This is a genomic window from Moorena sp. (assembly GCF_982860115.1).
Genome location: NZ_CEYLVT010000159.1, coordinates 3908 through 17419, shown reverse-complemented (window position 1 = coordinate 17419; position 13512 = coordinate 3908). Strand labels below are relative to the sequence as shown.

Annotated in this window: 13 protein-coding genes and 2 pseudogenes; 9 read left to right on the top strand and 6 right to left on the bottom strand. The window is 42.2% G+C overall.

Annotated features, from left to right (window positions below):
• Positions 1–144: 144 nt before the first annotated feature.
• Positions 145–1620 carry an AAA-like domain-containing protein gene (locus AC4II3_RS22915; protein ID WP_488012238.1) on the top strand — a complete coding sequence of 492 codons (1476 nt, stop codon included), beginning with the start codon at positions 145–147 and terminating at the stop codon, positions 1618–1620.
• 420 nt (positions 1621–2040) lie between these two features.
• Here the strand turns inward: AC4II3_RS22915 and AC4II3_RS22910 are convergent.
• The 3 genes and pseudogenes from AC4II3_RS22910 to AC4II3_RS22900 form a co-directional block, all read right to left on the bottom strand.
• Positions 2041–2519, bottom strand: a pseudogene (locus AC4II3_RS22910) (hypothetical protein).
• 137 nt (positions 2520–2656) lie between these two features.
• A pseudogene (locus AC4II3_RS22905) lies at positions 2657–2941 on the bottom strand (vitamin B12 dependent-methionine synthase activation domain-containing protein); the annotation flags it as partial.
• The gene (locus AC4II3_RS22900) at positions 2890–3072 is read right to left on the bottom strand and encodes a hypothetical protein (protein ID WP_488012240.1); all 183 of its coding nucleotides are present in this window, start codon (positions 3070–3072) and stop codon (positions 2890–2892) included. The pseudogene AC4II3_RS22905 and the gene AC4II3_RS22900, both read right to left, overlap by 52 nt.
• Positions 3073–3456: 384 nt before the next feature.
• Here AC4II3_RS22900 and AC4II3_RS22895 point away from each other — a divergent pair, with 384 nt between their 5' ends.
• The 6 genes from AC4II3_RS22895 (at position 3457) to AC4II3_RS22870 (ending at position 9855) form a co-directional block, all read left to right on the top strand.
• Complete coding sequence (locus AC4II3_RS22895) at positions 3457–3726, top strand: hypothetical protein (protein WP_488012242.1); 270 nt, start codon at positions 3457–3459, stop codon at positions 3724–3726.
• A 402-nt stretch (positions 3727–4128) separates the two neighbouring features.
• Positions 4129–4407 carry a hypothetical protein gene (locus AC4II3_RS22890; protein ID WP_488012244.1) on the top strand — a complete coding sequence of 93 codons (279 nt, stop codon included), beginning with the start codon at positions 4129–4131 and terminating at the stop codon, positions 4405–4407.
• A 564-nt stretch (positions 4408–4971) separates the two neighbouring features.
• Positions 4972–5253, top strand: coding sequence for a hypothetical protein (locus AC4II3_RS22885; protein ID WP_488012246.1), 282 nt, complete (start codon positions 4972–4974; stop codon positions 5251–5253).
• A gap of 391 nt (positions 5254–5644) precedes the next feature.
• Complete coding sequence (locus AC4II3_RS22880) at positions 5645–7465, top strand: ABC transporter ATP-binding protein (protein WP_488012248.1); 1821 nt, start codon at positions 5645–5647, stop codon at positions 7463–7465.
• 756 nt (positions 7466–8221) lie between these two features.
• Positions 8222–8509: a hypothetical protein gene (locus tag AC4II3_RS22875; protein WP_488012250.1), complete on the top strand. Its 288-nt coding sequence runs from the start codon at positions 8222–8224 to the stop codon at positions 8507–8509.
• Positions 8510–8805: 296 nt separating this feature from the next.
• Entirely contained in the window at positions 8806–9855 is a 1050-nt protein-coding gene (locus AC4II3_RS22870; RefSeq protein ID WP_488012252.1) for a heme oxygenase-like domain-containing protein, read from the top strand.
• Here the strand turns inward: AC4II3_RS22870 and AC4II3_RS22865 are convergent.
• Positions 9810–10001: a hypothetical protein gene (locus AC4II3_RS22865; protein ID WP_488012254.1), complete on the bottom strand. Its 192-nt coding sequence runs from the start codon at positions 9999–10001 to the stop codon at positions 9810–9812. The genes AC4II3_RS22870 and AC4II3_RS22865 overlap by 46 nt on opposite strands.
• Positions 10002–10215: 214 nt before the next feature.
• Here AC4II3_RS22865 and AC4II3_RS22860 point away from each other — a divergent pair, with 214 nt between their 5' ends.
• The gene (locus AC4II3_RS22860; RefSeq protein ID WP_488012256.1) at positions 10216–11223 is read left to right on the top strand and encodes an iron-containing redox enzyme family protein; all 1008 of its coding nucleotides are present in this window, start codon (positions 10216–10218) and stop codon (positions 11221–11223) included.
• Positions 11224–11373: 150 nt separating this feature from the next.
• On the opposite strand, the gene AC4II3_RS22855 is transcribed toward AC4II3_RS22860, so the two are convergent.
• Positions 11374–12330, bottom strand: a complete 957-nt coding sequence (locus AC4II3_RS22855) for a Ycf66 family protein (RefSeq protein ID WP_488012258.1) — start codon at positions 12328–12330, stop codon at positions 11374–11376.
• 195 nt (positions 12331–12525) lie between these two features.
• Positions 12526–12645 carry a photosystem II reaction center protein PsbX gene (gene psbX / locus AC4II3_RS22850; RefSeq protein ID WP_488012260.1) on the bottom strand — a complete coding sequence of 40 codons (120 nt, stop codon included), beginning with the start codon at positions 12643–12645 and terminating at the stop codon, positions 12526–12528.
• 512 nt (positions 12646–13157) lie between these two features.
• Here psbX and AC4II3_RS22845 point away from each other — a divergent pair.
• On the top strand, positions 13158–13442 hold the full coding sequence (locus tag AC4II3_RS22845; RefSeq protein WP_008186608.1) for a YggT family protein: 285 nt from the start codon (positions 13158–13160) through the stop codon (positions 13440–13442).
• Positions 13443–13512 lie beyond the last annotated feature (70 nt).

Below are 13512 nucleotides of genomic sequence, written 5' to 3'. Positions count from 1 at the left end.
CAAATGAACTATGTACCATATGAGCTTGGCTTTTACCCATGAGGGGGCTATAGCTAATGTACAAATGTTCTGCATAAGTGACATGCTCCCGACGGCTGACGGCTGAATACTTAGCCAAGTTTTTAATAGAAAAATCTCACAATAATGAGCAACCATGCACGTCGGCGAGGTGTAATCTTAAGTATTCAGGGCTTAAAGAAACTCAATCAGGCAAAAGCTAAGGCAGAGATTGAGCAACACTCCAAGCGCTATACCCTCGAATCTATCAGTGAAGAAACTGGTTTAACTCCCAATACCCTCAGCAAAGTTTTTACCTGCTCGTCAGGAGTTGATAAACGGACTTTGAAGTGCTGCTTCCATGCTTTTAATCTAACTTTGACAGAGGACGACTATCTCTACCCAAATTCCCATCAAGATAATCTAGCCAAAATTAACCCAATACCATCTGCCAAAATGTTTTCCTCCCTTGAACATGACTGCAATTATCATTTCGATATGCTAGGCGATCGCCACAATACCCCCCAAATTCAAAAAATGCTTCAACCACAGAATAATTTGCAACCTCGTCCGCCAAAATTACCAGGAGGACAACTCTCCCTAGATTCTATCTTTTACATTAACCGTCCCATCATTGAATCCCTTTGTTACCAAAACATCCAAGAACCGGGTATACTGTTGAACATCCGCGCTCTCAAGCAAATGGGGAAAACCTCCCTAATGAGTCGCATCATTGCTTACGCTAAATCTCTGGAGTATCAAACGGTTTCTCTAAGCTTGCAACTCGCTGAAACTGAGATTTTACAGAACTTAGAACGCTTTCTACAATGGTTCTGTGCTAGAGTCAGCAAGGAATTAGAATTTTCCAATGCACCATCGCCTAAAATTCTCCATGAGCGGATAGCTGATTTTTGGCAGAATTCCTTGGGTAGCAAATCAACCGCCACCGACTATCTCAACGATCTTATCTTAGCTGACCTCAATCGCCCTCTTGTAATCGCTATCGATGAACTCGAACGGCTTTTTGCCTACCCAGATATTGCTCGTGAATTTCTCGAACTTCTGCGAACCTGGTCTGAGCAAGCTCAAGTAAGGATAGCACAGAGCAATCCTTGGTACAAACTGCGCCTGGTGATAGCTCATTCTACTGAAATTATGATGCCTCCCTCAATTAATCCTTCCCTCTTGAATACTGGGTTAGTCATCAATTTACCAGAGTTTACACAGGTTCAAGTGCAGGATTTAGCGAAGCGGTACAAAAAAGATATAACCGAACAACAAATCCAGCAACTAATTACGCTTCTGAGCGGACATCCCTATCGGTTGCAGTTGGCGTTTTATTCCCTGCAGCAACAGACTATAACTCTGGAAGAACTTTTAGAAAATTATGAGAGTGCAACTGCTCTTTATGCGGAACATTTACAACAACAATGGTGGCACCTGCAACTCTACGATGAATTATTGCCTATTTTTACTGAAATTGTCAATAACTCCAAACCAATAGAAATAAAACTATCCCTTGGTTATCAGTTACAAAAGATGGGGTTGGTTCATTTGGAAGGAGATCGGGCGAGTCTGTGTTGTGAGTTATTTCGTCCGTTTTTTACGGGAGTTTTGAGTTGATTGTTATTTGGATTGCGGTGCGTTACGTTTCATTTTTCCTGACGGAATGCTCCGCAAACATATCACGCAGTGTTTTGTTTGCGCATAACACTGCTACTATAGAACCCATTTGGTATCTTTACAAAAGTGAGGTTTAGGAAGCAGGAGTCAGAAGTCAGGAGGAAAGAGAAATAGAATAGGGAAAAAAGTATAAAAATAGCCCCATCTCCCCATCTCCCCATCTCCCCATCTCCCTATGTCTCCAGGTAATTTTATAGAACCCAAATGGGTTCTATAAAAAATTTACAATTGATATTAAATGTTAAAATAATCTGAAATAGGATCTCTGTATATATAGATTTAAAAACTATAGCGTTATAGTTTTTAAATCTACAGATATTACCTTTGCGTAAGTCCTGATATAAAATAGATAATCTATGATTATGTCAAGCTGTTAATTACCCTTGGAAGTTGTTCATCTTGCCAACTACTAACTCCTGGCTGGAATTCATCCCAATTCTTACGTACTTGCTCGTAGCATTGAGGTGGTGTAATGGGTCGGTTTTTCAAGTAAAAGAACGTTGCTTGATCGCTCATACTCCAGCAACAACACAACCTCTGTGGTTGGAGAATAATTATCGACAACTTCCTTGATGTGAGCAATCATAAAGTGATGGGGCCCGCATTGCAGTGTCAGGAGTCGCTAACCAGGCATTCAGGAACGGCGCAAGGCGAGAACCTCCGAGAAAATGGGTTTTGAATGATTCTCCGCCAACCCCCACTGTGGTCGAATTTGTGCTACAAACTATCGCGCCGCGCTTCTGACTGAGATGACCAGCCCAAGCATTATAGCCAATGACCAACAAATTACTGGCAATAAAATCTTGATGCCAATTCGATCCATCGTTTGTTTCACTCATTAGAGACCTCTATGCATGAAAGCCAATCCAGTTGAAATTTAGGCTAAAGGAGCTATGCCGATGCCTAGCAATTACAACAGTAAAAATTAGAGGTCGCCTGGATTTCAGCGCGACCCCATTGCCGATCGATCTAAGCACTAAAATATAAGCGCGACAGGATGATAGGTGACAAAAGCAGTGGTCGATTGCTCTGGATAAAGCTGTTCGCTCTCATCGATCGATATCCCAATGCGATCGCATCCCAATAATTGCAACTGTGGCACTTGATCCATGACCGCCGGACAAGCTGGATAGCCAAAGCTATACCGAGAACCCTGATACCTCTGGGCTAATATATCGCGAATGTTATCTGGCTCTAAATCTCCATAGCCTAATTCCCGCCGAATCCTGGCATGACTCCATTCTGCCAAGGCTTCCGCAATGGAATGGATTGAACAACACCAGGATTGCTGAGTATGTGGGCAGTGGTATTGATGCCTTGTGGGATTTGGTGGTAGGACGGGAGTAGGGAGTCGGGAATCGGGAGTCGGGAGTCGGGAGTGTAATGGATCAAGAGGATTGTTTTTGTTGCAGGGCTGAAACCCTTATGTGATAGTGCTTTCGCCAGCAGCAGTCACCAGTCGGATCGTCTCAAAGGGGTGTGATGTGGGTGTATGCGATCGCATCAGCTAGACCCAACACAAGACCTAGGGTCTAGCAACTTCTGTTCCCTGTTCCCGATTCCCGACTCCCGACTCCCGATTCCCGATTCCCTACTCCCTACTCCCTAAAATGATTAACCTATTCCAGCCAAATTGGCAAGACATAGAGAAGATAACATCGGACAATAATAATCAAATGAAACAATTACATGTTTCACCCAGACATCGACATCAACATCAACATCAACATCAACATCAACATCAACAACTGTTGAGCTGAAGAAGGAGAATTTTCCATGCAAATTGGAGACTTAGAAAATCTACAGGAGATAAATATAGATAAATTATCTTCTGTTGAAGGTGGCATGATAGCGATCGCCCATAAACCGATCGCACATAAAATAGATGTGGCCGATATTAGTATTGCTCCCAAAGAATTAAAACGTCCCATTTATCCCTATTGTCCACCACCACCTCCACGCTGTTATCCCTATCCCAGACCTTTACCTTATGATATCAAAGATATCAAGGCAATTCCGTTAAGGATTTGTCCTGTTGCTCTCTAATTTTAGCTCTTGGGGTAAAAGGTCAGCTGTAAGCAGTCAGCAGTCAGCTTATTTTATAGGCTGATAGCTGACTAATTACACTATGAACATGACTATATAAGTATACTTTATAAGTATAGTTTTTGAGCATAGTGACCTTAACCTTAAAGCTGGTAATCATCAGTCAGTTTTCGGTGCTTTTTGCCCAATACAGGGATTTTCATATAGTAACTAATTCGCTTCCCTTGCTAAGGATTTCCATTACTTGGCCTTAGCAGGGAGCGAATTTTTTTGTTTGTTAATAAAAAGCCAACTTGGCGACAACACTCTAAGCCAATTGCATAAACTAATTATAGCATACCAAGATGAGAAAGCTTGAAATCTCATCTATTCATCAACTATCTCAAGAAGGAGAAAAAATCAATGAAAATTGAGAACCTGGAAAATCTTCAGGAAATAAACACTGAGGAGTTTTCCTCACTGCAAGGTGGTCGGATGATCAAACATCCCATGGATATCAGGGACATGATAGACATCAAAGACATCGAAGAGCTAAGGATTGATCCCCATCCAAGCACCATGCCTCAGCCCAAGCCTCCTATTATTGCCAAGCCTTTTCCCCTACCTCGTCCCAACCCCTGTTATTATCCCTTGCCACCAAAATGTGGTCCTGTACGCCCCTATTGCTATGCAATCCTCTAATCTAGCCTTCTAATCTGGATTGAGGAGATACCTTGGCTTTTGTGATTAGAGGATGGTGGAGTAGTATCCAATACTTTTAAAACAGCCTCTTAGTAGAAAGCCAAGGATTTATGGATTAATTTTATTGATCCATAAACTTTATTCCCTATTCCCTAGTGACCAAAACCCTATAGTTGGTAATTAGTTTTAGGTGCTTGTCGCCCCCTCCAGGGATTTTCAGATAGTAACTAATTCGCTTCTGTTGTTAAGGATTTCCATGAATTGGCCTTAGCAGGGAGCGAATTTTGTTATAGCAGTTCTCAATTTAGTGAGGGACTTTCGTCCTGGGTTTTAGGGAGTAGGGAGTAGAGGTAAGAGTATGGGGAGTGGGAAAAAATACTGTGTACATCACTCGTGATGATAATTGCTAGCTTAGCTAAAAGCTGTTAGTTAAAACTGGTAGTAAAAAAGCCAAGTTGGCGACAACAATCAAAGCCAATCTAATAAACTAGGCATAGCATACCAAGATGAGAAAGCTTGAAATCTCATCTATTCATCAACTATCTCAAGAAGGAGAAAAAATCAATGAAAATTGAGAACCTGGAAAATCTTCAGGAAATAAACACTGAGGAGTTTTCCTCACTGCAAGGTGGTCGGATGATCAAACATCCCATGGATATCAGGGACATGATAGACATCAAAGACATCGAAGAGCTAAGGATTGATCCCCATCCAAGCACCATGCCTCAGCCCAAGCCTCCTATTATTGCCAAGCCTTTTCCCCTACCTCGTCCTCCCATCAACCCCTGTTATCCCCATCCCCCAATATGTGGCCCTGTACGCCCCTATTGCTATGCAATCCTCTAATCTAGTCTTCTAATCTCGATTGAGGGATACCTTGGCTTCTGTTGTTAGAGAATGGTCGAGTAGCATCCAATACTTTTAAAACAGCCTCTGAGTAGGAAGGGAATGGTTTATGGATTAATTTTATTGATCCATAAACTTTATTCCCTACTCCCTATTCCCTATTCCCATTAACCGGGTGCATCTCCTATAGCGTTTGTATACAAGAACTGGGAATATCATATTCTAGTTATTTACCAGGTGTATTGTTTTAAACTTTATAGCTTCATCACCATACCTGTCCTCAAAACTTCAGGATTGAGTGGGTTATAAAGAATACAATCAGCGTAGTAGCGTAATCGACAGCAGCAAGCATTAATCAAGTGGTTACGACCAAAAAAATCTAGAAAAAAAAATGGAAAATCAACCTTTAAAAAATAGTTTGGTTTCTACCTTTAAGTTTGCTTGGCATTACTGGTCTGAGTACCGCTACACAATTTTGTTTGTGCTGGTCTTCATGTCGTTTCATACTCTTTTGGAGGTTTTAGTACCAATTTTGACTGGAAAGTTGGTAAATGGTTTTAGCAATCCTACAGGAACGTGGATAATTCCGGCATGGATATGTGCCTATCTTGCTGGAGTCAAAGTAATATCGTACATTTGCCGAGTATGTGGTTTTTACCTATGGAGTAACACAGCTACACAAGTGATAACTAAAATTGGCACTGAAGCTTTCGATAAAGTACAGAATTTTAGTACAGAATGGCACATTAACCATTTTGCTGGCAGCCTAGTCAGAAACATTATCCGTGGTACCTTGGGTTTTGAGCAGTTTAGCAATACAGTGTGTATGTCAATTTACCCGAGTGTATTGACCAGCATTGCTTTAATAGTTGTTCTTTTTTGGAACGGATTTTGGATTGGTATTGTTGGCATTTTGGGTTTCATAATTTTCTTTTATGCAATTAATAATTTATCAAATAACTATTTATCGCCTGCCTTTGAAGAAGTCAATCAAGTAGACAGCAGTATGAATGGTATTCTATCTGATGCCATTACATGTAACAGCCTGGTTAAAGCCTTTGCTGCCGAAGAATATGAAAGCATAAAATTCAGGAAAATAGCAGAGGAGTGGCGCATTAAAAATCAACGTCTCTGGTGGCGAATCGAAACATTTTTTTCTGCCCAAGTTGGTTTGTTTGTGATTATGGAAGCTGTGATTGTCAGCGTTGCTATTTGGTTATGGTTTAAAGGTATCCGCACAGCTGGTGATGTAATTACGATTCTTACTAGTTTTCAGATGGCACAAGGTAAGATGGGGGAAATTAGCAATGACATCCATCATCTGCGACAATCAGTAACCGATCTCGAAGAAATTGTAAAACTCGACAAGATAGATGCAAAAATTGTAGAAAGCCCAGAGGCAGTACCTCTAGAAGTCAAGTCAGGCTCAATTGCCTTTGATCAGGTGACTTTTGGTTATAAAAATCAGACAAATACAACATATGAGAACTTTTCTGTAACCATTGCTGGGGGTGAGAAAGTTGCTCTTGTTGGTCATTCAGGTAGTGGCAAAAGTACCTTCATTAAACTTATCCAGCGCTTATATGATGTGCAGGATGGTAATATCACTATCGACGGTAAGAATATCTACAAGATCACCAAGCAAAGTTTACGCAGTGCGATCGCAGTAGTTCCCCAGGAACCTATCCTCTTCCATCGCTCTATCGCTGAAAATATCGGCTATGCTAAACCTAATGCGACACGGTCAGAAATTGAACAAGCTGCCCACAAAGCTTATGCTCACGACTTCATTATCAACTTGCCTAATGGCTATGATACACAGGTTGGTGAGCGTGGGGTCAAGCTTTCGGGTGGTGAACGCCAACGGGTAGCCATCGCTCGCGCCATTCTCGCCGACTGTCCAATTCTAGTCCTAGATGAGGCAACAAGCAGCCTAGATTCTGTTTCAGAAGCTTTGATTCAAAAGGCATTGGATAACCTAATGATCGGACGGACAACAATTATCATTGCCCACAGACTGTCAACTATTAAAGCAGTTGACCGCATTCTGGTTTTTTCAAAAGGGGAGATAGTTGAGGAAGGTAGCCACGAAACCTTACTTGCTAATTTGGACAGCCGTTACTACGCCCTCTATTCACTCCAGTCCGATGGTTTTATGCAAGAACCAACAACAGAATGGGAAAGCGAACTTTACGAAAAAGCCTATAACTGATTTGCTGATTAGACGAAATACTACAGATTCATAAATTGTCCAATCTTGAGCTGATTAAAAATACTACGTATAGGTTTTTTTAACTAGTAAATACTCCCTAGTTAACATCCCATAACTTTTTTAAAAAAACTTCATTTTTGTGTCATTGTCCTTCTGATGCAGAACTAAATAAATATATATCCTCTGCTCCTATTTATAGTTTGCAAAATGTAATTACCGAAGATTAGATTTCCTATGAATGTGGCCCCTGGTATTCCTGTGCATCAAGGGTGCATCTCAATGCATTAAATTAGGCAAAATTCTAATAAACTTACCACGCTTACCACACTTGAAACGCTTAATACACTTACCACACTTAACACGCTTACCTTCTTATTTACAAATATGAGATGCACCCTTTGTATTTGATATGTAAACTTGTATGGTCTTTTTTTCTTGGACAATAAAACTGAGGATCTCTTTCCGCTCTTGCCTTTTGCCCGCCCCCCTTCAGGGCGGCAGGGAACAGGGAACAGGGAAGGGAGAAGAGGGAAAAAATCCTCTGTACCTCATAAGTATTATCACCGCTATATAGTAGCTTATATTGTTAAGTATTCTAATTAATTTGTCTTAGCAAAAAGCGACTATTTTTATAAAAAAAAGCCAAGTTGGCGACAACAATCTAATCCAATCGCATAAACTAGGCATAGCATAACAAGATGAGAAATCTCGAAATATCATCTATTCTTAGACTATCTCAAGAAGGAGACAAAATCAATGAAAATTGAGAACCTGGAAAATCTCCAGGAAATAAACACTGAAGAGTTGTCATCACTCGAAGGGGGTATCATGCTCAGAGATGACATGGACATAATGCGCATCAAAGATATAGTCATCAAAGATATAGTCATTGATCCCCATCGACCCATGCCTGAAGAAAAGCCTGAGCCCAAGCCTCTTCCCGAGCCTATCAAGCGTTTTCCCCTACCTCGTCCGATCCACGGCTGTTATCCCTTTCCAAAATGTTTCCCTGGACACCCTCCTTTTTGCGCTATACCCCTCTAATCGAGTCTTCTAATCTCGATTGAGGAAATACCTTGGCTTCTGTGTCTTGATGCAGTCGCTCATGGGGGGAACCCCCAAGACCGCGCTGCATCGCTTGTTAGAGGATGCTGGAGTAGTATACACTTTTAAAACAGCCTCTTACTAAAAAGCCAAGGGTTTATGGAACCATAAAATTTATCCGTAAACTATATTTCCGATTCCCGATTCCCGATTCCCGATTCCCGATTCCCTACTCTATAAAAACCGAGGACTTTATCCCTCAGCGAATTGAAAACACCTATAATAACGAAAAACCTGTGGAAAGCCTAACGTTAAATTCAAATCTAGACCAAAGCCAGCCATTAATTGATGCTAAATCTCAGCAAAGTCTTACAGTAAAGTACCCTAAATTAGCCTGTAACGTTAATATATATCCCGATCAGATTGTTTTTTATCGGGATGGTCAATATTTTGGTTTCGAGACTAGCGGTTTGTCAGCCGAAACGTTACAAACACTGTTTTTAATGATGGATGGAACTAGGAGTATTGAGGAGCTACAAGAGCTTTTTGCTCCTGATAAACCGGAGGTGATTGAATCAATTTTTCTAGGCTTGGAAGATCAGGCTTTACTGGATGATGCTACTCCGTTTAAAGTTCATTCTGGTATCGATACTCTGCTGAAATTGGAGGATTTTACCAATGATTTACTCGAAACTACTGTTGAAGGAAACCTGTTTTGGAAACCAATAACCTCTAGTGAATCTGAGCTACCGATCACTGTTTTGTATGGCTTCGCGATAGAGCATTACCATTTGTCTTGCCATCGGTGGAATTGGGACTTCCCAGTGCTGGGAACCCAAAATTATACAAAGGTTCAACAATTAATTAACCAACTCTATGGTCAAGAATATGGGGAAGATCAGCTTTGGTTGAAGGCGTTGAATGGGATTGGTATTAGCGATGAGGATTTAAAGGATGCGATCGCACTACCGGAAACTGTGGCAATTGGGAATGCTTTGGCCTATTGGGCAAACTCAGAGCCACTGGTTTTATTGAGTACCTTAGGGGTGTTAAAACGTCAAGCATACCATCATTTATCATCCTACCTTGCTGCGTGTGAGCGGGTTAACCTTGAGTCTGGGTTTATCGACCCAATTCGAGAATTGGTAAACAGAAATATGACTGGAGAATCAGAAAACTTAATCCATCGCATCTTTCAAGACATTGCCCACATTGATCAACAAACTCAGCAACGGTTAGGCGATCAAATTTACCTGTTTATTGAAATGTATAACAATTTTTACAGGGCGATTTGGAACTACTATTCATGCACAAGTGATTTGCTCAGACGAGTTTCGGCTCTGTAGAAATAGGGAGTAGGGAATCGGGAATCGGGAATCGGGAATCGGGAATCGGGAGTCCGGAGTCGGGAGGTGTGGGGAGGGTGGCGAGAGGGGTAAGCGTGGTAAGTGTGGTAAGTATGGTAAGTGTGGTAAGTTTTGCCTAATTGCATGCATTGAGATGCACCCAGTACAACCCACCTAGGGTAAAGCAACAGGGATTTCAGGTGCTCTAGATTAACGCTTTAAAACACTGATAGCCTTTGTCTTACTTATAAGGTACAGTCAATTTTTGCGATCGCTACTCCCTAAAACCTAAAACCTAAAACCTAAAACCTAAAACCTAGGACATTATCACCCAATTTAAATTAAGTTAGGAATGAAGTTATGACGTTAACTAAGAGTTTATTGAAACAGCCCCTATTTAAGAATCAAGTATGTTTAAAATTCAGTGATACCAGGGTAGAAATTCGTTATCAAAACCAAGGCTGTTCGATTACAGTAGAACCTGAAAACAAAGAGGAGACTTATAAACTGTTCCAGCTGTTGCAGTTTGGGGGGATGTCACCAGAGGAATTGGGTCAGGAGTGTCCAGGAATTCGAGAACAGATTCCTGACTTGCTAATAGAATTAGACCGCCGTGGTATGCTAATAGACCGGGAGAAATCAGTGACATCTGGTGGTGTTACTGGACCTCAATTCTACCGGGAGTTATACCGATTCCTAAACCGTCTGAAAATGCGTTTTCCGGAGTCTCCCTACACCGTAAAGATGGTAGATAAGACGATTACTAGAGAGCAGTTGATTGGTTATAGTTTAGAATCCTATCACATTACTCATCTTTGTCCGAGTTTGCTGGCTCCGTCTTTAGCCAATTATGAATCACCTAAGATTCGCCAACTCCTCCGGGATTTCTTTGGGTCTGAGTTGCACCATGACCGTTTGATCGAGAAATCTTTGAAGAGTGTGGGAATTTATGGTCAGCAACTGCAACGGATGCTGCCATTACCAATGACGTTTGCGGTCTGTTCAAGTCTGGCTGTTTTTGCTAAGCACCATCCCCTCAGCTTCAAGGCAGCATTATTACTGTTTGAAGAACACTGCGAGGAGTTCCACCAGTTATTCAAACAGCGGTGTCAAGATTTAGATTTGCCTTCGGACTTTTATCAACCAATCTTGCTCCATGCCAAAATTAATGACGATGGAGCCCATGAGGAGATTACCGAGGTTTTGTTACAAGACATAGCTTATGTTTCACCAGAAGACCAATTAGTGGTGAAGAAGAACATGACTGCTCTGATGGAATCTATGGTGCTACGGACTCACGAGATGTTGGATTATTATGGCAATCCACAGAACCGAATTCCTCGCTGTTTTGATACCATAGGGGGCTAAGCGGTCAGCGGTCAGCCCTCAGCGGTCAGTGGTCAGTGGTCAGCCCTCAGCCTTTAGCCCTCAGCCCTCAGCCTTTAGCAGATAACTAATACCTGATTGCTGATTGCTGATTGCTGATTGCTGATTGCTGATTGCTGATTGCTAGTTTTCTTAGTACTCAAAGGGTCCTAAGGGTTCATCTTCTTCTTCAGACAGGTCGATGGGTTTGTAATCCACATAATCGCTTTGGTCTGAGTAGTTAGAGGATCTTTCCTCCCTTGGGGTGGTACGACGCTTTCTTTCCCTTGAGGCTATCTGTGAGTCATAGTTTTCTGAGTCATAGTTTTCTATAGATTCACCACGGGAACGGCTACGGCGAATGGGTCTGTCTTCTCTATCCCTGTCTAGATCTCTGTCTAGATCCCGATCTAATTTAGCTTCCCAAGTGTCTACGGATCGTTCTACAGGTCGTTCCACAGATTGTTCCGAAGGACGAGAAGGTCTACTACGAGATAGTCTGTCTTCCCAATCACTGTCTATCTTAGCCTGCCAGGTCTGTCTAGGTCGTTCTGAAAACTGACCATTAGAACGAGGGCGGCGTTTACGCGATCGCTCTTCTAGCCTCGATTCCTCTAAACTCCCTCGACTCCTTGAACGGCGGGTTTCTACTTCATAACGCTCTGTGCGCCTTTCCCTGGAATCTGCTGTGGGTCGCAAACGAGGGTTAGAGTATCGCTCTTCTACGGGCTCTAGTTCATCGTATTCATCATAAACATTAGCTTCTTGTGGTTCTTCGCGGTAATAGTTACGGCTAACTGGTCGCTGACGGTCTTCAAACCCAGCATCTTCCCGGGCTTTTTTAGTGGCAACGCCCCGTAACCGAAGACTTTCCACACCAAAAAATATTGCTGTACCGCTCAACAACAGCTGACTCAACTGCAAAATTGGATCGAGTCGCCATCCCTGAGTCACAAGAATAAAGCCACAAACTACCCCGACCACAGTGAAAAAGATATCATGGTCTCTGGCTAGTTCTGGACGGAACGACCGCAGGAAATAGAGTCCTGCTCCGGCAAGCATCAAGAATATGCCCAAAAGGCTAGCTGAATTAAACCCAAAATTTACCATTGCTACTCTCCTATGGCCAGTCTTATGGTAGCGAGTTATTAGTCTTAAACTCTACTGTAACTGGAGAACAACAATTTTACTCCTGGATCAGGAGAGATTCTTAAGACAAAAATTGAGCGGGTTGTGAACCCACTCAGTTTCCTGCTATCAAAGCTCCGCCTTACTTCGTTGAAGGCATAGATAGTAGGGATTTTGTTATGATCGTTTGACCTTATCGCTCTGGCTAAAGATGATTAGTGCCACTGTGGCAGGAATAACCACAATGGCAGTACCCCAAAGTAAACTCCACAAAAAGTTGGCTAATGAAGGTGTCATATAAACTCCTAGTTAATTTGTAAACTTTGTTTGTGATTAAGCATTCAGCTATCAGCATTCAGCTATCAGCTATCAGCGGTCAGCGATTAGCGCTACGCGCAGGCTACTTGAGGTGCTAGCAGGAGCGATAAATGCACGGAGTCGGATCAGTAAAAGCAGCAGGGATTTTCAACCAGGGGAACCGGCACCTCCCAGCTGGTTTACTACCCGTTGATTAGCTGACGGCTAACGGCTGATAGCTGAATGCTTACTAGAACATGATACTATTATTGAGAAACTTTACATTAAATTAACGAGAATCACAAGGACACTCGTAAGCCACCTAGCCACCTGAGGCGGCAGGTAAGCATTGAGCTATCAGCTATCAGTTATCAGCTATCAGCTATCAGCTGATAGCTGACTGGCCACTGAACACTGACTACTGACTACTGACCACTGACCACTGACGGCTGACCGCTGACCGCTGACGGTGGCACCGGCAATACATTTGTGATCATTAGATTTAATAAGCCATGACTGCTGCTACGATTGCTATCTGGACTCTTGGTCCGTTACTCGGACTAATGATCTTCTTGTTTATCTTTCGCATTGTTCTGACCTGGTATCCTCAGGTAGACCTGAATCGCTTGCCATTTAATCTAGTAGCTTGGCCAACGGAACCCTTTTTAGTGCCAATGCGCAAAATTGTCCCTCCCATTGGTGGGGTTGATATTAGCCCAATTATTTGGGTAGGGATTTTCAGCCTGCTGCGGGAAATTCTTTTAGGTCAGCAGGGAATCCTCAGGATGATGATCTAGAAGGTTACAGGTTGTAGGTTGTAGGTTGTAGGTTGTAGGTTGTAGGTTGTAGGTTGTAGGTTGTAGGTTG

Excerpts from the sequence above, each read along its gene's own strand:
- AC4II3_RS22915 (WP_488012238.1), top strand. The coding sequence starts at position 145 with ATGAGCAACCATGCACGTCGGCGAGGTGTAATCTTAAGTATTCAGGGC.
- AC4II3_RS22895 (WP_488012242.1), top strand. The coding sequence starts at position 3,457 with ATGCAAATTGGAGACTTAGAAAATCTACAGGAGATAAATATAGATAAA.
- AC4II3_RS22890 (WP_488012244.1), top strand. The coding sequence starts at position 4,129 with ATGAAAATTGAGAACCTGGAAAATCTTCAGGAAATAAACACTGAGGAG.
- AC4II3_RS22885 (WP_488012246.1), top strand. The coding sequence starts at position 4,972 with ATGAAAATTGAGAACCTGGAAAATCTTCAGGAAATAAACACTGAGGAG.
- AC4II3_RS22880 (WP_488012248.1), top strand. The coding sequence starts at position 5,645 with ATGGAAAATCAACCTTTAAAAAATAGTTTGGTTTCTACCTTTAAGTTT.
- AC4II3_RS22875 (WP_488012250.1), top strand. The coding sequence starts at position 8,222 with ATGAAAATTGAGAACCTGGAAAATCTCCAGGAAATAAACACTGAAGAG.
- AC4II3_RS22865 (WP_488012254.1), bottom strand. The coding sequence starts at position 10,001 with ATGCAATTAGGCAAAACTTACCACACTTACCATACTTACCACACTTAC.
- AC4II3_RS22860 (WP_488012256.1), top strand. The coding sequence starts at position 10,216 with ATGACGTTAACTAAGAGTTTATTGAAACAGCCCCTATTTAAGAATCAA.
- AC4II3_RS22855 (WP_488012258.1), bottom strand. The coding sequence starts at position 12,330 with ATGGTAAATTTTGGGTTTAATTCAGCTAGCCTTTTGGGCATATTCTTG.
- psbX (WP_488012260.1), bottom strand. The coding sequence starts at position 12,645 with ATGACACCTTCATTAGCCAACTTTTTGTGGAGTTTACTTTGGGGTACT.
- AC4II3_RS22845 (WP_008186608.1), top strand. The coding sequence starts at position 13,158 with ATGACTGCTGCTACGATTGCTATCTGGACTCTTGGTCCGTTACTCGGA.